The 18,849-nt window shown below is 43.5% G+C and carries 13 protein-coding genes and 1 pseudogene; all 14 read right to left on the bottom strand.

Going from position 1 to position 18,849, the window contains the following annotated elements:
* Positions 1-34: 34 nt before the first annotated feature.
* The 14 genes and pseudogenes from G587_RS0103345 to G587_RS0103280 all read right to left on the bottom strand — a co-directional run bounded on the left by G587_RS0103345 (position 35) and on the right by G587_RS0103280 (position 18,833).
* A complete protein-coding gene (locus tag G587_RS0103345; RefSeq protein WP_026491087.1) occupies positions 35-1,435 on the bottom strand; it encodes a GGDEF domain-containing protein in 1,401 nt (466 codons plus the stop codon).
* 215 nt (positions 1,436-1,650) lie between these two features.
* The gene (gene mmsB / locus G587_RS0103340; protein WP_026491086.1) at positions 1,651-2,841 is read right to left on the bottom strand and encodes a multiple monosaccharide ABC transporter permease; all 1,191 of its coding nucleotides are present in this window, start codon (positions 2,839-2,841) and stop codon (positions 1,651-1,653) included.
* Complete coding sequence (gene mmsA, locus G587_RS0103335; RefSeq protein ID WP_026491085.1) at positions 2,834-4,390, bottom strand: multiple monosaccharide ABC transporter ATP-binding protein; 1,557 nt, start codon at positions 4,388-4,390, stop codon at positions 2,834-2,836. Before mmsA ends, mmsB begins: the two co-directional genes overlap by 8 nt.
* Positions 4,391-4,592: 202 nt before the next feature.
* A complete protein-coding gene (gene chvE, locus G587_RS0103330; RefSeq protein ID WP_026491084.1) occupies positions 4,593-5,801 on the bottom strand; it encodes a multiple monosaccharide ABC transporter substrate-binding protein in 1,209 nt (402 codons plus the stop codon).
* A 234-nt stretch (positions 5,802-6,035) separates the two neighbouring features.
* A complete protein-coding gene (locus G587_RS0103325; RefSeq protein ID WP_026491083.1) occupies positions 6,036-7,100 on the bottom strand; it encodes a sugar ABC transporter substrate-binding protein in 1,065 nt (354 codons plus the stop codon).
* A gap of 29 nt (positions 7,101-7,129) precedes the next feature.
* Positions 7,130-8,752, bottom strand: coding sequence for a response regulator (locus tag G587_RS0103320; protein ID WP_026491082.1), 1,623 nt, complete (start codon positions 8,750-8,752; stop codon positions 7,130-7,132).
* Positions 8,753-8,798: 46 nt separating this feature from the next.
* A complete protein-coding gene (locus G587_RS0103315; RefSeq protein ID WP_026491081.1) occupies positions 8,799-10,268 on the bottom strand; it encodes a histidine kinase in 1,470 nt (489 codons plus the stop codon).
* Positions 10,261-11,340, bottom strand: coding sequence for a substrate-binding domain-containing protein (locus G587_RS0103310; protein WP_035785617.1), 1,080 nt, complete (start codon positions 11,338-11,340; stop codon positions 10,261-10,263). The genes G587_RS0103315 and G587_RS0103310 overlap by 8 nt, the downstream gene beginning before the upstream one ends.
* 79 nt (positions 11,341-11,419) lie before the next feature.
* Positions 11,420-11,515, bottom strand: a pseudogene (locus G587_RS25310) (hypothetical protein); the annotation flags it as partial.
* Positions 11,490-13,073, bottom strand: coding sequence for a 23S rRNA (uracil(1939)-C(5))-methyltransferase RlmD (rlmD, locus tag G587_RS21200; RefSeq protein WP_051200649.1), 1,584 nt, complete (start codon positions 13,071-13,073; stop codon positions 11,490-11,492). The gene rlmD and the pseudogene G587_RS25310, both read right to left, overlap by 26 nt.
* Positions 13,074-13,603: 530 nt before the next feature.
* On the bottom strand, positions 13,604-14,095 hold the full coding sequence (locus tag G587_RS0103295) for a tRNA (cytidine(34)-2'-O)-methyltransferase (RefSeq protein ID WP_026491079.1): 492 nt from the start codon (positions 14,093-14,095) through the stop codon (positions 13,604-13,606).
* 69 nt (positions 14,096-14,164) lie between these two features.
* Positions 14,165-15,601: a HAMP domain-containing sensor histidine kinase gene (locus G587_RS0103290; RefSeq protein ID WP_026491078.1), complete on the bottom strand. Its 1,437-nt coding sequence runs from the start codon at positions 15,599-15,601 to the stop codon at positions 14,165-14,167.
* Positions 15,602-15,695: 94 nt separating this feature from the next.
* Positions 15,696-17,966, bottom strand: a complete 2,271-nt coding sequence (locus G587_RS0103285) for a glycoside hydrolase family 3 C-terminal domain-containing protein (protein ID WP_026491077.1) — start codon at positions 17,964-17,966, stop codon at positions 15,696-15,698.
* 168 nt (positions 17,967-18,134) lie between these two features.
* Positions 18,135-18,833 carry a response regulator transcription factor gene (locus G587_RS0103280; protein WP_026491076.1) on the bottom strand — a complete coding sequence of 233 codons (699 nt, stop codon included), beginning with the start codon at positions 18,831-18,833 and terminating at the stop codon, positions 18,135-18,137.
* Between the last annotated feature and the right edge of the window lie 16 nt (positions 18,834-18,849).

The following is an 18,849-nucleotide window of genomic DNA, read 5'->3' as shown; positions in this document are numbered from 1 at the left end:
CGAATGGATTTGGATGCGTCTGTAATTTTGACAATTATGATCTTTTTTTATCGGGATACTTTATATAGAAGTTTTCCTTCTCTTCGAGCATCTGTTTATTGGCATTTCTAAGAGCTTTTCTAAGGTCTCCCTCGGTACTGTCAAAGGCTGTTCCTATGGCAAAGTACACGCCGTCCGGGTTTGATCCCCGCTCTCTTAGCTTTTCTATTCTTTCTTGAAAATCCTTCTCATCGGCGTCCTTACATACAACAGCGAATTCCTCTCCCGCAGATCTGAAAACCTCTGTCTCATCGAATATTTCGCTAAGTATATGTCCCGCTTCCTCAAGGCACTTATTTCCGGCATCATGCCCATTTTTTTCATTTAATGCCTTAAGTCCGTTCATTGTGCAAAATGCTACACCGATAGGATACTTTTGCCATTTTAGCTGTTCGGCATATTCGTCAACCACACGGTTCATGGCAGCTCTGTTCCTTACACCTGTCCTCATATCCACACTGGTCAGCCACTCAAGGCGGGCCAGGAACTGGTTGTTAGCCATCTCCGATGATACGAAAAGTGAAAGAATTTCCAGGGTTTCCTTTATGGTTACGAGATTATCCAGATTAAAATTGGTAACCAGAATATATCCCACAGTGACTTTTCTCTGCTGTAACGGTACCAGGCACAGGTTCTCAATGCCCTTCATTCTAAGAAGCTGTGCCCACTTAGGGGTTACCTTCTCAACGACGTTCTCAATATCTGCCTTATCTCTCATAATGAAGCAGTCGCTTTCACCGATAAGGTCATCCCACTTATCTATGGTGTCAAATGACACTCCCGAAAATGACTGGCCCGCAGCCATAGCTGTCTCTTCGATGCTTTGACAGATAAGCTCGCTCTTTTGCTTTTCCCGGTTCATGGATATAACGCAGGCAAAGGTGGCATCCGTGAAAATTCTTATATCTTCAATAACCTGATTGATATTTACCTTGAAGTCATTATCGCTTCTAAGCTCAAGGCAGCTTTTTATAACAAATCCGGCAACTGTAGGGGATATAGTGGAGAACTTACCTGCATCCATCTCCTTTGTAAGGTCATAGATAAACTGGCAGTATCCGGTTTTCCCATCCTCATCCGGCTGAAGAGGAAGCAGGATATTGTCTGACCATGCACCCAGGGTCTTGGTAGAATCTACATAGGTGTGGATCTTTTCTCCGCCAAAAGCAGCTCTAAGGCACATGTCATCAAACTTAGGCTCCCTTGGAAGGAATTTGGTATAAAGCTCTCCCTCAACCATCTCGCCTGTCATGCTGAATTTGTCATTTGTCGCAAAAAGTCTGATGTCTCCTGCAGTTCCATCCTCATTTTTCTCAACGGATAAAATTGCACAGGGACTTGTAACAGACTGGGCTATCATTTTGTATTTTTCATACGCAGAATTAGATGAATTCATTAAAATGCCCCCTGATATCATTAATAACATCCACGACTATTATTATTTTAGCATAAATAAATATATGAAATAGTAAAAATATAATAAACAAAAAGGCGCTGTACCCTATTGGTACAGCACCTTGAATCACCCCTCATAAAACAGTTTGTTCCCCCAAACGATAACCGTCAGACAAAGGTCTTCTTTTTATTCCAAACTTTTTATTATTTCTATTATCAGTTCTTAACCATCAGCTTACCGCCGCGCTTAGATACAACGTCGAAGATAACGGCTGCAAGAAGAACGACACCCTTTACCACCTTCTGCATGTTGGCATCAACACCCATAAGTGACATACCAAGGTTGATAACACCCATGAGTACCGCACCGACAATAACTCCGGGAACTGTACCGATTCCGCCGTAAGCAGATGCTCCACCGATGAAGCAGGAACCGATAGCATCCATCTCGTAGTTCTGACCGTATGTAGGCTGAGCGGATGTAAGTCTTGCGATTGTGATCATTCCTGCAAGTGCTGCAAGGAATCCCATGTTTGTGTAAGCAAGGAAGTAAACCTTGTTTGTATTGATACCGGAAAGCTTTGTAGCCTTCTCGTTACCACCTACTGCGTAGAAGTAACGTCCAACTGTTGTGTTGCTTGTGATGTAACCATAAACAAGAACTACTACAAGTACCCAGATGAGAACTGTAGGAATACCCTTGTGCTGAGCAAGCTTGTAAGAGAAGATGATGATTACTGCTGATACAGCAACGAGCTTGCAGATAAATGCACCGAAGTTTTCAACCTCATAGTTCTTCTTTGTTCTCTGCATACGTGTGCTTACCTGGATCATGATGAAAAGTGCAGCAGCAACAAGTCCTGCAAAGAGACATGTAAGGTTAAGTGTTCCGTTTCCAAAAACATCGTGTATGTAGCAGTCTGCACCACCACCAAAGAGGTTAACAAATGAGCTCTTATCCTTGATTGAAACTGTAAGTCCGTTAAGTACTACGTTTGAAAGTCCTCTGAAAACAAGCATTCCTGCCAGTGTTACGATGAAAGGAGGAATTCTTACAAATGCGATCCAGAAGCCCTGGAATGCACCGATTGCTGTACCGATGATGATCATGATGATAATTGAAAGCCATACAGGAACCTTCATATTTACCATAAGTGTAGCTCCGACAGCACCTACGAAGCAGACAACTGATCCAACTGACAGGTCGATGTTACCACCTGTTAAAATACAGAGCAGCATACCTGTTGCAAGTACGAATACGTATGCGTTCTGTGAAATAAGGTTACTAACATTCATAGGCAGGAGAATTGCTCCGCCTGTTCTAAATGAGAAAAATGCATATACTATGATAAGAACGAATATCATAGTGTTCTTTTTTATAAAGCCAATTACCTGGTCCTTATTCATGATTAACCTCCTTCTTCTTTCCGGATGACTGTAAGATGTAAGTCATAATTTTTTCCTGTGTAGCATCTTTACCATCGAGTTCTCCTACCATTCTGCCCTCGTTCATTACGTAGATTCTGTCGCACATTCCGAGGATTTCGGGAAGCTCGGAGGAAATCATGATAACTGATTTGCCCTCAGCTACCAGCTGGTTGATAATGCAATAAATTTCGTATTTAGCACCTACGTCGATACCTCTTGTAGGCTCATCAAGGATTAGTATGTCAGGGTCTGCAAACATCCATTTTGAAAGCAGTACCTTCTGCTGATTACCACCTGAAAGGTTTCCTACATTCTGCTCTACTGAAGGAGCCTTGGTATTTAACTTTTCCTTATAATCAACAGCAACCTTGTACTCTTTATCCTTATCGATGATTCTCTTTTTGCTGACCTCTTCGAGGTTTGCAAGTGTTGTATTTATCTTGATGGGATTTGTAAGGATAAGTCCGTTACCCTTTCTATCCTCAGTTACATACGCAAGTCCGTGCTTGATAGCACTCTGTACGTTCTTTAATACAACTTCTTTTCCATCTATTGTAAGCTGTCCTGAAATTTTCTCGCCGTAGCTTCTTCCGAAAATACTCATTGCAAGCTCTGTACGTCCTGCACCCATAAGTCCGGAAATACCTACAACTTCACCCTTTCTTACGTTGATACTTACGTTGTCGACAACCTTTCTGTCCATATATAAAGGATGGTAAACATTCCAGTTCTTAACTTCCATCTTTACATCGCCAATATGATGTTCTCTTGAAGGGAAACGATCGGAAAGTTCACGTCCAACCATGCCCTTGATGATTCTTGCTTCTGAGAAATCATCAACACCCTTGGTCATTGTCTCGATTGTAGATCCGTCACGGATAACCGTGATCTTGTCTGCAACGTAGGAAACCTCATTGAGCTTATGGGAAATAATAATAGAAGTAAGTCCCTGCTCTTTTTTCAGCTTCAGCATAAGATCAAGAAGTGCCTGTGAATCTGACTCATTAAGTGAAGATGTAGGCTCGTCAAGGATAAGAAGCTTTGCATTCTTTGAAAGAGCCTTCGCTATTTCGACAAGCTGCTGTTTACCAACACCAATGTCCTTAATCAATGTCTCGGTGCTGTCCTTAAGTCCGACAACATCAAGATACTTACGTGCAAGATCACTGGTTTCGTTCCAGTTGATCTTAAACTTTGTTCCTCTTTCATTTCCAAGGAACATGTTCTCCGCAATTGTCATGTATGGTATAAGTGCAAGCTCTTGGTGGATGATAACGATACCCTTTCCTTCACTGTCCTTGATATCGTTAAACTTACACACTTCACCGTCATATATAATATCGCCCTCGTAGGTTCCATACGGATAAATTCCGCTAAGTACGTTCATCAGTGTAGATTTACCTGCACCATTCTCACCTACCAGTGCGTGGATTTCGCCTTCTTCAACCTGGAGATTTACGTTATCCAGAGCTTTTACGTTGGGGAAGGTTTTGGTGATATTTTTCATCTCAAGTAAGATCTTCGCCAAGTTAACCCCTCCTTTTCACAATTTGCTTTTCCATTTTTATAGATACCCTATCCCATTATAATTTTGAGGTTCTGCTCTCGGGACAAGCCCTCGCCAGAACTAAGTAGTACATCAGGTTCGAAAGAACCTCACCGGGTGATTACTTAATGCATACTTCGAGGCGGGTTTAATACCCGCCCCGAAAGAATACATTCAATTAGTATTACTGAAGCTGATCCTCTGTGTAGTAACCAGAATCGATAAGAAGTTCCTTATAATTGTTTACATCTGCGAATACGGGCTCGCAAAGGTATGAAGGAATAATACCTGTTCCGTTGTCATATGTCTCTGTATCGTTTACAGGAGCCTCTGTGCCCTTCATAATAGCGTCAACCATCTCTACTGTCTTAGCTGCAAGAGTACGTGTATCCTTGAAGATAGACATTGACTGCTTACCAGCGATCATGTTCTTAACGTTTGCTACGTCACAGTCCTGACCAGTAATGATCGGCCAATCGCCTGTGTAGTTAGCTTCAAGTGAATTGGTAACGCCGAGTGCTGTTGAATCGTTTGAGCAAAGAACTGCATCAAGCTTTGTGCCATCAGCGTAGTTTGCAGAAATGATAGCGTCCATTCTGGACTGAGCTGTCTCTGTTGCCCAGTTAGCTGTAGCAACTTCGTCGAATTCCTTCTGTCCGGACTTAACTACGAGCTTGCCCTCATCGATGTACTTGTTAAGAACATCCATTGCACCGCCATAGAAGAATCTAGCGTTGTTGTCACCGGGATCACCAGTTACGATCTCGATATTGAAGGGGCCTGCAGCATTGTCAAGATCAAGCTGATCTCTGATGTACTCACCCTGCTTTGTTCCTACCATGTAGTTATCGAATGTTGCATAGTAGCTAACAGCGTCTGAGTTCATGATAAGACGGTCATAAGCGATAACCTGTACGCCCTGCTCCTTAGCCTGCTCAAGAACTGTTCCAAGTGAATCACCATCGATAGATGCGATTACAAGAACCTGAGCGCCAGAAGAAATCATGTTCTCAATCTGGTTAACCTGAGTAGCGATATCGTTTGATGCATACTGAAGGTCAACTTCGTATCCAGCTTCCTCGAGCTGCTTCTGCATGTTCTCGCCGTCCTGGTTCCATCTCTGAAGATCCTTAGTAGGCATTGCTACGCCGACCTTACCGCCGCCTGAAGCTGTTGTCTCAGTAGCCTCTGTAGCTTCTTCTGTTGATTCAGCCTCTGTAGCTGCCTCAGTAGTTTCCTCTGTGGAAGCCTCTGTCTCAGTTGCTGTCTCTGTTGTTGTTTCTGTTGATGTCTGTGTGTCAGATGATGCAGGTGCAGATCCACCGCCGCAGCCTACAAGAAGTGATGCAGCCATTGCTACACTAAGAAAAGTACTAACAAGTTTTCTCTTCATTTTTGTTTCCCTCCCTATTGAGAAATTTTCTGAGAAATTTTCCTGCGGATATTTTTACCCGCTCTTTACAGGATATACATTATCACAGTAATTTTAGGAATAATTTATGATATTCTTCAAATTTTTATAATCAGGGTTCACGAAAAAAAGACTCTTATAGCATTTTTTTGCTATAAGAGTCTTTAATTTTAAAAATGTGCTATTCTTTACGGTTTCCCGATCACCAAAAAGGCTTCAATTTTCTTTCAGCTTGGAGGGGACGTTTAAGTATACATCCTCCTTTAAGTGAAAGCCGCTGTTTATGATAACTTCATCCATGTTATCGGCATTTACACTTACGGGATCTATCTTAAGATATGGAACATCATAGGCTCCGTCATTTTTGGTTGTTATCCCGCTTATGGTCTGTGTTATTTCCTCGCCCTTCGCCATCTTGACCGCACACTCTGCTGCTCTTTGGGCAAGCTTTTCAATGGGCTTATATACTGTCATAAGCTGAGTTCCCTCGACGATTCGCTGACACGCCTCAAGGTCGGCATCCTGTCCCACAACCATCTTTTTCCCTGCCATTCGCTTTTCAGAAAGTGCCGTAACCACGCGGCTTGCAAGGTCATCATTTCCGCACATTATTGCGTCGCACTCAATAACCTTAGTCATATTACTGTAGATGTAATCAGCTGCCAGTTCAGCCTTCCAGCCTTCCACGTAATATTTGTCCAGAATCTCGTTTCCATTCTCCTCCATGACTGCTTCAAAACCTGTGCAGACCATGGGGACATTGTTATCATTTTCAGCGCCGTTTATCATTAGCACTTTTCCGCCGGTAAGTCCGTTGTCCACAAGTGCCTGTCCCATCATCTCTCCAACCTTCTCATTATCGAAGGATATGTAGAGATCAACATCCGCTTCGCTTATCAGTCTGTCGTATGCTATCACCTTTATTCCGGCGTCCCTTGCCCTCTTTAGGTTTGGCCTTACTGATGCAGAGTCTATGCAGACTATGACGATGACATCCATTCCCTTTTTGATGAAATACTCAATCTGCCTTTTCTGCTCCGCCACATCACCGTTGGCATTCTGGATGTTTACATCGGCGCCAAGCTCCTTTGCCATGGATACGAATACGTCCCTGTCTCTCTGCCATCTCTCTATAACAAAGGAATCAAAGGTCATTCCTATCTGTATCTTATCGCTGTCTGTTTTACTCTGACCGCTCTGCCCCTTTTCCTCGGTAGAGCATCCGCAAAGGCACGCTACCACCATGGTCATAGCCAGTGCTACGGCAGTCAGTCTTTTCAATATTAAAAAAATGCTATTCGTTTTTATTTTCATGTCTCTTCTGCCTGCCTTGCGGAGAACTTTCCTTCCTTATATTCTGTCGGGGTTACTCCAACGTTTTTCTTGAAACTTCTGCTGAAGTAGTTGGGATCTGTATATCCGCACATTGAGCAGATTTCCTTCATGGATTTATCGGAATTGATCAAAAGGTCCTTCGCCCTCTCTATTCTTATTCCTGTCAGATATTCAATGAAGTTACTTCCGCTCTCCTCCTTGAAAATCTTGCTGAAATAGTAGGGCGAGATATTAACAACCCTCGATACATCATCAAGGGAGATGTCCTTTGAAAAGTTCTCCTCGATATATCGCTTCGCCATCTTTATGGCATCCGTTGACTTTTCCTCGCGCTTTATAAGTACGTTCTTGCAGGCAGCGGATATCTTGTCGATAAACCAGCTCCTTAGCTGATCCGGCGTATCAAGCGCCATTATCTCAGGAAGATAGTGATTTCTTGCGGAGTAGTGGTAGGTCTGTCCGCCGTTTAAGTACATGATTCGCTCCGCATACAGCGAGAACTCCAGAACCTTAAGACGCATATCCATCACGTCGCCACCGTTTACGGCATTGCTCATCCAGTCCGCATATTTATTAGCTATGGTTATAGCCTCGTCCAGGTCTCCCTTGGATACCGCATCAAAAAGCGGCTTTTCAAGGTCGATGGGATAGCCCTCATCATAGTCGCAGCTTATGGGAAGGTCCTCCACATGGGCCACGGTTCCTGTCGTTGCAATAAGTGCGTTTAGGGCTTCGTGATAGGAGTCGCCAAGCTCTCTTAGGGGTTTGATTTTTCCTATTCCAATGCGAAATTTTATATCGGTCTTTTTCCTTAAGTACCTTGCAAGATCCCTTGCCTTATCCACGACCTCGGTTCTTGTGGCGTATTCCATCTTCTGCGAGTAGGAGGGCACCAGAACAGCGATCTTATTGGCCATTACATTTCCGATCTTGCAGTCAAAAAATTCCTTTACACCCTCTCTTATTTCCTGATATTTTCCGGAGACCTTGACCGAGCTTCCGATGGCGTTGGTCATGTGGTTTCCCTCCTGGGAATCACCGCTGACTATGGCCATCATGTAGCCATAATTTTCTTCTATTCCAAGAATTGTCTTGTAGCTGTTGATGTCCTCGTCAAAGTGCTCCTGAAGAAGGATGTCGTAAATAAGACCATTCTCGATTATGGGCTCGATGGTCTCCAGCTTTTCCTTGATGATAAGGTCGTTACTTCTCTTTTCACGCTCTCTGTCTATCTGAGCCATGGCTTTTTTCAGGACTTCAATTATCTTCATCCTGTCCACGGGCTTATTGATATAGTCGAGAACGCCCAGCTTTATTGCCTCTTTTGCGTAATCAAACTTATCATAGGCTGTCATTACTATGAAAATTGTATTTGCGGAAAATTTCTTGATCTCTTTCATGGCTTCTATGCCGTTAATTCCGGGCATGTGAATATCCATGACGGCGATATCCGGTCTGAAGCGCTCTGCAAGCTCTATTACGCTTCTTCCGGTTTTCGCGAATTCGACATCACAGAGATTACCAAATTCCTTCTCTATGATAAATTTCATTGAATCGATGACTATACCCTCGTCATCGGCTAGCATTATCCTATACATTATTACTAATCCCCAATTAGTCAGCTAAGCTGACACCTTCCCAATATCATTTTAGCGGCAGTCTTATCAGAACCTCGCACCCCTTTTCAATACCTCCGCTCCTTATGGAAACCGCATTTTCTTTTCCCGTAAAAAGCCTCAGTCTTGAAATTACATTTACCATTCCGATTCCGTTGTGATCATGCTGCTGTTCATCCTTGCTCCAGCTTCCGTCAAGAATGCGGTCTATGTCCACAAGGCTTATACCCTTACCATTATCACATACGCTTATGCAGGCATCGTCGCCTTCCCTGTATACCCTGAGGGTTATCCTGCCCTGATCTCCCATTTCCCTGATTCCATGGTTCACAGCATTTTCAACTATTGGTTGAAGCACCATGTTGGGCATTTCGATCGAGAGTAATCTCTCATCCACCTGCTTTTCATACTGAATATCCCCAGAAAATCTTACATTCAGTATCCTTATGTAGTTATCAACAAGGGTTACCTCTTCCCCAACGGTAACCTCTGTCTCATGATTTTTTACATTATATCTGAAAAAGTCCGCTACGGTCTGCACATATTCGTAGGTCTTATCAGCGCCCTCCATCATTGCAAGCTGTGCACCGGCATTAAGGGTGTTGAAAAGGAAGTGCGGATTTATCTGCGCCTGAAGGTATTTAAGCTGTGCGTCCTTTAAGTGAGCCTCCATGGTGAGCTCCTTTTCCTGCATGAGGCGCTCCTTCTCCATACTCTCGCGCTGCCTTATTATGTACTCCTTAATGCTGACCACCATCTTGTTGAAGGCCTTTGTAACTATACCTATCTCATCGTGATAGGGCGTCCCCGGAAGCTTGGTATCAAAATTACCTGCCGCCACTTCATTGGCAGAGGATGCCAGCTCTTTTAACGGATTTATCATCATCCCAACTATTATGATGATACTGACGATATTACCGATCATGACAAGAGTAAGGACTATTATCGAGGTGCTCTCAAAGGTCCTGAAGGCTTTCGCAAGCTCCGTGTAGCGATCAGAGTTACTTACAAACTGCTCGTTATTAAGTCTTGCGATGTAAGCTGTGATGTATTCGTAGAGCTCTGTCGCATCCTCGTAGTGTGTCCTGTATTTTTCAACATTTCTTCCGCGCTTTGCTTCAACCGTCTGTGAAACCCCATCCAGATAGTTGATGGCCATATTTTTGATGTTGCGCCTCATTCTGCTAAACGACTGATCCGTCACAGGTCCGTCCAGCTCTTCAGCGAGATTCTGAAGCGTCTGGGCACTTTTATAATAGCTCTCCAGTGAGTCCGTGGTCTTGGAGCTTAAGTAACTGGTCATGTTGTCCTGAACCTCTGTCAGAGAATTGGCCAGCTCGTTCAGCTGTCTGTTATCCTGATAGACCATCTCCATATCCAAAGCCATGCTGTTGATTCCCAGTATCAGGAATACATTTACTATGAAAATAATGATGTTGGCAGCCATGTATATGCTGACTATTTTCTTTTGTAGGGGGAGATTAAAGAATCTATTCATCGCTCTCCTCCTTGATCAGATATTCAGCTACATTTTTCCCGTTTATAAGTGTTACATCCGCAGTGAAGTATTCACTGGTGGTCCCGTAATCGTAGAAATCTGACAGTGCCTCTATGCAGTACTGCCCCATCTGTCTTGTGTCAATTGAAATTGTGGCATAAACTATACCCTTATCAATTGCGTTAACGATGGATTCGGAGTTGTAGTAGCCAAGGATATTAACATCTCCAACCTTGTTGAAATCTACAACCGCCTGGTATGCGCAGATTGTGTTCTGCTCATTTAAGCACACGATTACATCCGGAACTGTATCATTTAGGAAGATATCTCTGATAGACTCTTCTACAGAAAAAGGATTCTTATTATCCACAGGAACTATCGAAATCGAAAACTCAGAGTTTGTGGCATTTTCCTGATCAAGGGTCTCCTGAAGTCCGGAGATAATGATGTTCTGTCCGCTGTCCTGGGAATCCGTGTTAACAAGAACCGCTATCTGCATGGTCTTGCGGTGTCCCATCTTTTCAGACTCTATAAAGTCCTCTCTTCGCTTTTCCTTGATTATATTGAAAATCTGTCTGCCGTACTCTCTTCCGATGTTGTAGCTTCCGACGCCCACAAAGCTTCGTCTCTTGGATTTGGTGCTGTCACCGTAAAGTGTGATTACCGGTATCCCTTTATCATCTGCTTCGTTTATGAGATTTGTCATCTCCTCGCTCTCATTGGCAAAGACTATGATTCCGTCAACCTGTGATGCTATGGCAATTTTCATCAGCTGCTCGCAGCTGTAGTCACCTGCAATGTTCTGTCCCAAAAGATCTACGTATATGTTCTGCTCCTTGGCAGCATCAAAAGCCCCCTTGTACACTGCCTGCCAGAAGTCCGCCTTGTAGTTGTCGGTTATCATCACGTAGTATTTATCATATTCTGTCGCCTCGGAGGCTTTGCCGAAATCAGCCATATAGAAGCGAAAAACAAGTGCTCCCACCACCAGCGTAGCCAGGGTAAAGAGCACAGTTGTTAATAAAAGCATTCTCTGCTTATTCAGTTTGTTTGTAGTTTCCTGTGTCCCCATACTTGGGATTTTATCAGATAAAGTATTGGGTAACAATAGTATCTGTTTTTCAATAATCCCTGCAAAGTATGAATTCAATATCCTCATATTCCCCAGCAATCTCATACCCGTTGTAATCACAGAAAGCTTTCATCTTGGTCTTCTGAGCATCAAGGGAATAGCCATCGATCTGCATTAGCGTGGATACTCGGGTATAAAAGTGCTACCGTCTCGATATGAACCGTATTGGGGAACATATCACAGGCGCGAACCTTCTTAAGTTCATAGCCGCCGTCCACAAGGATTCTAAGATCCCTCGCCAGTGTTGCTGAATCGCAGCTTACATAGACAATTCTGTCAGGCTTCATCTTGAGCATTGTCTCGAGGCAGTTGACATCACACCCCTTGCGTGGCGGATCGACAACGATGACATCCGGGTGGAGAGCCTTTTCTCTATCTGGCATGGCATCTTCTGCCCCTTTGCTTTCTTGTTCATCAAGCTTACCTTCATAGAATGCTGGAAGAACCTCTTCTGCCTTGCCAACATAAAAAGTCGCGTTATCTATATTGTTATTTTTTGCATTATCCTTTGCGTTATCAATCGCTTGGGGAACGATTTCAACTCCATAGACATGTCCTGCCTTCTTAGCCATGGACAGACTGATGGTTCCGATTCCGCAGTAAAGATCCCATACCGTTTCATTACCTGTAAGATTTGCATAGGAAACCGCAGTATTATACAGCTTCTCCGTCTGAATCGGATTCACCTGATAGAAGGACAGCGGAGAAATACTAAACTCTATTCCACATAAGGTGTCCTTAATATGGTCCTCTCCCCAGAGGGTATGTATCTCATTTCCAAGAATCACGTTGGTTTTTTCATTGTTAATATTGACCGTGATGCTCTTTAAGTCATTAATAGAAGCCAGTCTATTAATGAGTTCCTGCTGCCCTTTGAAGTAGATTTTATCTGCATTCTGGGCATTTTTACCTTCACTGTTTTGCTTACCTTTTTTACCGTCCTCGTTGATGACAAGGCACACCATCAGCTCTCCGCTTTTAAAGCCCTTACGAATTAGTACATGACGTAAAACGCCCCTTCCTGTGGTCTCATCATAAGCAGGAATATGGTGCTTTTTCATGTGAGAGAGCACTATCTCCAATATCTCTTTATTCTCTTTTACGCCAAGAAGGCAGTCCTCTACCGGAATAATCGCATGGGTTCTGCCCGCATAGAATCCAGCTATGGGGTTGCCGTTTTTATCAGTTCCAATGGGGAACTGTGCCTTGTTGCGGTATCTGAAGCATGCCGGCAGCTTTCCCCCTTTGAATGCATTATCATCAGAACCCTCACCATCCATACCGAGTGCAGGCTCCATGATGCTGTCTATGAATTCAGGCTCAAATCCGCCAAGCCTTACAATATTGTTTCTAACCTTGTTGTTCTTGAATTCCAGCTGCTTTTTGTAGTCAAGATTCTGAATCTGACAGCCTCCGCAGGCTCTTGAAACAGGACAGGGAGGATCTATTCTGTATTCTGATGGAGTTATAACCTCATCAAGGTGGGCATAGGCGTAGTTCTTCTTGCTCTTCATTATTGAGACCTTAACTGTATCTCCAATAACCGCATCCTTAACAAAAAGGGTATAGCCATCAACCTTGCCAATACCCTCTCCGTCATTGCCTATGTCCTCTATCTTCACTTCTAAGATATCACCCTTGCTATAAGGTGTATTTTCCTTGCTTTTTTTCATCTTGTTTCCTTTGCCATAACCTTTAAACTTAACTTTACGTCTATCTGCTACTATTTCTTCATGCCGACTGATTCAAAAAATTGGTATGTTACATCCGTTAAGTCTGTTAGTGTTATTTTATTGATTCCGATTGAACGGTTGTAGTTAAGAATCAACTTACATTACGCCTGTTTGCTTTCATTTAGTACTTCCGACTGAACTACTGAAATGACTTAACAACTTGCTTTACACCTGTTTATTCTCATTTGTTGTTTCTGACTGAAACATAATTTTGTCTTACGTTTTTTCTTTACGTCTGACTGAACTTCCAACGACCTACTGACTGAATCACAGTCCGAAACATTGCTCCACTGTTACATCAATATCCACTCTATATCTCTAACTGACTTACTAGTGAAATATATTCTCTTATTTTTTTACGTCAACTGAAACTCAATCCTTATTCTTGGCTGAACAGCCTGAAAAATGTCACGATTCCTTTACGTCAATTAAAGCGCATTCCTTATTACTGACTGAAAACCTTAAAATTTCTATTTCCAATGCAGTCTGTGAAGCTCGCCTTCCTCTTCCATTCCGGGGAAGCCGTTTTGTCTTAGTGCTTCATACAAAACAATTGCCACTGAGTTAGACAGATTAAGCGATCTGATGTCGTGTCCCATGGGGATTCTGATGCAATCTTCCTCGTTATCCACAAGAATCTCCTCAGGGATTCCTGCGCTTTCTTTTCCAAACATTATGTAGTCGTCAGGGCCAAAGGAAACCTCTGTGTAGGATCTTTTTGCCTTGGTAGTTGCAAGCCATACCTTTGCGCCGGGGTGCTTTTCCTTGAAGTCCTCGTAGTTTTTATATCTTGTGTAATCAAGCTTATCCCAGTAGTCCATTCCGGCTCTCTTTATGTCCTTGCCGTGAAGGGCAAAGCCAAGGGGCTCGATAAGATGCAGGGTACTACCTGTAGCTACGCAAGTGCGCCCTATGTTGCCGGTGTTCTGTGGTATCTCCGGCTGATGTAAAACAATATGCATTGAAAACTCCTATAACGTTATTTCTCGAAAATTATCCCTTATTATCAGTAACCAGAAAAATGGACATTTTCATACTTCCTCATCCCTGTCCATAGATGCTGCCTTAGGGATTGAAAAGATGAATTCCGTGCCCACTCCGACGGTTGAAATACAATTAATATTTTCTCCGTGGGCCTTGATGATTTCTTTTACAATTGAAAGACCTAGACCGGTTCCCTTCTTATCCTTTCCTCTTGAGGCGTCGGACTTATAGAATCGCTCAAATACCATCTTCTGATCTTCCTTGGGGATTCCGATTCCGCTGTCCTTAACCGATACGAATACCTTACTCTTCTTCTCGGTGGTCTCTATTTTAATGACTGAGTCATGATGACTGAATTTTATTGCATTATCCAGAAGGTTATAAAGAACCTGCTGAATCTTACTCATATCAGCGTTAACAATCATCTTATCATCTGTAAGAACAAGCTCTATGGCAATCTTCTTTTCAAGACAGGTCATCTCGAAGGATGCTGCCGTATTTCTTATTACCTGATTTATGTCAAAATCGGCTTTTTCAAGGAGCATTCCCTTGGCATTAAGATTGTTCAGAGTTAAAAGTCCGTTTGTAAGCTTTGTAAGGCGCTCAGTTTCATTAAGAACTATCCCCAGATACTTTTCATGCATCTCCGGTGGGATCGTTCCGTCAAGCATAGCCTCAATGTAGCCACGGATTGATGTAAGGGGAGACCTGAAATCGTGGGATACGTTCGCAACAAACTTCTTCTGATCGTCCTCCTGCCTTGCTATCTCACCTGCCATGTAGGACAGGGAGGCTGCCAGATATCCCATCTCATCCTCGGACTCCACTGAGAATTCGTAGTCCATGTTACCGGCTGCGTACTCCTCCGTAGCCTGGGTAATTCTCCTAAGCGGAATATAAACTAGCTCTGTGAAGAATATCAGGATTATCAGTGACAAAAGGAACATTACTATCAGCATCAGATATGAGATGTTCAGGAATTCATCCGCCTTTTTCCTTATCTGACTCATAGGCGTATGAATAATAACGTAGGCCTGAACCTTGTAATTAGCTGTGATTGGTGCAAATACGGAGAGGACGTCCTCTTCAAAATTGCCCCAGAAGTTACCGATCGTGTAGTAGGTTCCAGCCGTTGCTGCTGGGTCAAAGCCCTGAATCTTTATCTCCTCACCCTGTGCAATTACGTTTGATGAATCAAGAACCAGTCGACCTGAGGGGTTAACGATCCATATCCTTGCACCGTCCATATATTGGGAAAGGGCATAGAGCTGCCTTTGAACAGTATCAAGTGACGTCTCACTGTTATACAGATCTGCCGCATAGGTATTGGCTATCTGTGTTGCCTCAGCGTAGAGACTCTCTGCCTTTTCGCGTCTGCAATGCTCTACCGTCATGTTGGAAACGAAGGTCGCCACCATGATAAAACCGAAAATTGCAAACAGCAGATATGCAATTAGAAATTTAAGATATAATGTGCGTTTCATAACAAATTACATTATAGCAACAACCATCATTACTGGCAAAGAAAGACGGGCAGAACTTTTCGTCCTGCCCGCTTCTATCAAAATACAGAGCTCATTACCTTTGGCCGAGTGCAGCGCTTATTGCGCTCAAAAGCTGCTCCATATCGGTTTCTGTCATCATGCCAAATGACATTGCAGATTTAAGTGGCATGAATCTCATCATTGCCTGCATCATTTCATCGCCAACTGCTTCACTGGGATCACCAAAAGGTGAATTCTCAGCAGCCTTCTTCATCATCTCATCGATGATGGGCTTTGTTGCAGGATTTGCCATGAGTTCTCCGATTGTGATTGAGGAATCGCATCTCATGGGCTTAACCTTCTTAGTCTCAAAGCATATCTCTTCACGAAGTGTGATGTTATCACTTGAGTTGCCTACGAGAAGCTCATACTTTCCTGAAGGCGCAAACCAGTCACCCATACTCTCCTCGAAATATGCTAGTGATCTGTAATCAATTTCCATTGTAACCGTCTTGGTCTCTCCGGGAGCTACCTCAATCTTTGCAAAGCCCTTGAGCTCCTTAACAGGTCTGTCGAAGGTTCCGTTGAGGTCACCAACATAGAGCTGAACAACCTCTTTTCCTACTACATCGCCTGTGTTCTTAACATCAACAGATACCTTTATTGTGGAATCCTCTGTCATCTTGTCAGATGACAGCTTCATGTTAGAGAGCTCGAAGGTTGTATATGAAAGACCGTGACCAAACGCCCATCTTACAGGCATCATCTTCTTGTCATAGTAACGATAGCCTACATAAACTCCCTCGGAATAATAGCACTTCTCAGGATCAGTGTTGAAGTTAAGATAAGACGGGTTGTCCTGAACTCTGAAGGGGAAGGACTCAGCAAGATGTCCGCTGGGGTTCTTCTCACCATAGAGGAGCTGGTCTGTAGCTTCACCAACGCCCTGTCCTGCAAGGTACATCTCAAGAATAGCTGCTACGTCGTCTGCCCAGGGTGTTTCTACAGGACTTCCGTTGTGAAGTACAACTACTGTATTCTCGTTAACTGCTGTAACTGCCTCAATGAGTTCGTTCTGAGCTGCAGGCATATTCATGTTTGCGCGGTCATATCCCTCTGACTCAATTACATCAGGAAGACCTGCGAAAATGACAACCACGTCAGCGCCCTTTGCTGCAGCTACTGCCTTTTCAAGCTCTGCCTTATCAAGGGGCTCATCCTTCTGTCCGGGGAATCCCATTACATATTCTACGTTTCTTCCCTTTGCCTTTGCTGAATCAAGGGCACTTGTAACCTTGGAAGAATTAATATGGCTTGATCCGCCGCCCTGATACCTGGGTGTTTCTGCGTACTCACCGATATATACGATCTTCTTGGAAGGATCAAGAGGAAGAATTCCGTTGTTCTCAAGAAGAACACCGCACTCTACTGCTGCTTCCACTGCCTTCTCATGGTCAGCGTCTCTGTCGAATACCACGCCTTCCTTCTTATTATCAAAATAGTCATAGACTACTGTGAGGATTCTCTCACATGCTCTGTCCACGAGCTTCTCATCAAGGCTTCCGTCCTTAACTGCCTTAACGATCTTAGCGTCGTTAACTGAAGAATCACCGGGCATCTCCAGCTCAAGTCCTGCTCTTACGCCCTGTACTCTGTCGTTAACTGCGCCCCAGTCTGTCATTACGAAGCCTTCAAAGCCCCAGTCCTTTCTAAGAACCTTATCAAGGAGCCACTCGTTATCTGCAGAATATGTTCCATTAATTTTGTTATAGGAGCACATTACAGTCTTCGGCTGTGATTCCTTAACCGCGATCTCAAAAGGCGGGAAGTAAATCTCACGCATTGCTCTCTCTGAGACCTCAGAGGAATTGCTCATTCTGAAATATTCCTGGTTGTTCAGGGCAAAATGCTTGATACTTGTGCCTACATGACGGCTCTGAACTCCATTAATGTAAGCTGCTGCCATTTTACCTGCAAGATAGGGATCCTCTGAGAAATACTCAAAGTTTCTTCCGCAAAGAGGGCTTCTCTTTATGTTAACAGCGGGTCCCAAAACTATTGAAAGGTTCTCAGCCTGGCACTCATCACCGATGGCTTCACCCATTTTTCCTATCATCTCTGTGTCAAAGCTGGATGCTGTAGCACATGCTGCTGGGAAGCAAACTGCCTTGATACTGTCATTAATTCCGAGGTGATCACCCTCCTCGTCCTGCTTACGAAGACCGTGAGGTCCGTCTGACATCATGAACTTCGGGATTCCAAGTCTATCGACTGCTTTTGTATGCCAAAAATCTGCTCCGCCAAGGAGTGATGCCTTCTCTTCAAGTGTCATTTCAGATACAAGTTTCTTAACGTCTGTTGCCATTTTATCCATCCTTTCCATAAACCAACTAGATATTATTAATATAATCTTGAACGAATTTCGATGTTATAAAAAAACACATAAAAATATAAGAAATCACATCTAAAATTTGCAGATAAAAAACGGAACCACTCCGCTGCACTATCGCAGTAAAGGATTCCGTTTAATTATTTATGACACCTCAAATTTGTATCCAATTCCCCAGATTGTGGCGATGCGCCAGGTATCGTGATCCTTGATCTTCTCGCGAAGACGCTTGATATGCACGTCAACGGTTCTGGTATCACCCACGTATTCATAGCCCCAGATCTGATCAAGAAGCTGCTCTCTTGTGAATACTCTGTTGGGTGAAGAAGCAAGGAAGTACAAAAGCTCCAGCTCCTTCGGAGGCATATCGATTCTTGAGCCCTGATAATTAACTGAGTAATTAGTCATGTTGATCTCAAGATCCTGATATTTAACCACCTTATCGTCAGAGGCTTCCTGCTCCACAACAACAGGCTTATATCTTCTAAGTACAGCCTTTACTCTGGCTACAAGCTCCTTTGAATCAAAGGGCTTTTCCATGTAATCATCGGCGCCCATCTCAAGCCCCAATACCTTATCAAAGACTTCTCCCTTTGCGGAAAGCATGATTATTGGGGTCTGTGACTTGGTCCTAAGCTCTCTGCAGACCTGATATCCGTCAATTCCTGGAAGCATCAGATCCAGAAGTACAAGATTAGGTGCGAATGTATCAAATGCAGCCAGTGCAGACTCTCCATCTCCAACAATAAGTGTGTCAAAGCACTCTTTTACGAGATAGAGCGAAATAAGCTCTGCGATGTTGCTGTCATCATCTACGATTAATATTTTCTGTTTTGCTACCATAACTCCCTCATCTACT

This window comes from Butyrivibrio sp. XPD2002, assembly GCF_000423945.1.
Classification (GTDB): Bacteria; Bacillota; Clostridia; order Lachnospirales; family Lachnospiraceae; genus Butyrivibrio.
This window is presented reverse-complemented; position numbering and strand designations above follow the sequence as displayed.

Coding starts and splice junctions, on each gene's coding strand:
- G587_RS0103345 (WP_026491087.1), bottom strand. CDS start 1,435: ATGAATTCATCTAATTCTGCGTATGAAAAATACAAAATGATAGCCCAG.
- mmsB (WP_026491086.1), bottom strand. CDS start 2,841: ATGAATAAGGACCAGGTAATTGGCTTTATAAAAAAGAACACTATGATA.
- chvE (WP_026491084.1), bottom strand. CDS start 5,801: ATGAAGAGAAAACTTGTTAGTACTTTTCTTAGTGTAGCAATGGCTGCA.
- G587_RS0103320 (WP_026491082.1), bottom strand. CDS start 8,752: ATGTATAGGATAATGCTAGCCGATGACGAGGGTATAGTCATCGATTCA.
- G587_RS0103315 (WP_026491081.1), bottom strand. CDS start 10,268: ATGAATAGATTCTTTAATCTCCCCCTACAAAAGAAAATAGTCAGCATA.
- G587_RS0103310 (WP_035785617.1), bottom strand. CDS start 11,340: ATGGGGACACAGGAAACTACAAACAAACTGAATAAGCAGAGAATGCTT.
- rlmD (WP_051200649.1), bottom strand. CDS start 13,073: ATGAAAAAAAGCAAGGAAAATACACCTTATAGCAAGGGTGATATCTTA.
- G587_RS0103295 (WP_026491079.1), bottom strand. CDS start 14,095: ATGCATATTGTTTTACATCAGCCGGAGATACCACAGAACACCGGCAAC.
- G587_RS0103290 (WP_026491078.1), bottom strand. CDS start 15,601: ATGAAACGCACATTATATCTTAAATTTCTAATTGCATATCTGCTGTTT.
- G587_RS0103285 (WP_026491077.1), bottom strand. CDS start 17,966: ATGGCAACAGACGTTAAGAAACTTGTATCTGAAATGACACTTGAAGAG.
- G587_RS0103280 (WP_026491076.1), bottom strand. CDS start 18,833: ATGGTAGCAAAACAGAAAATATTAATCGTAGATGATGACAGCAACATC.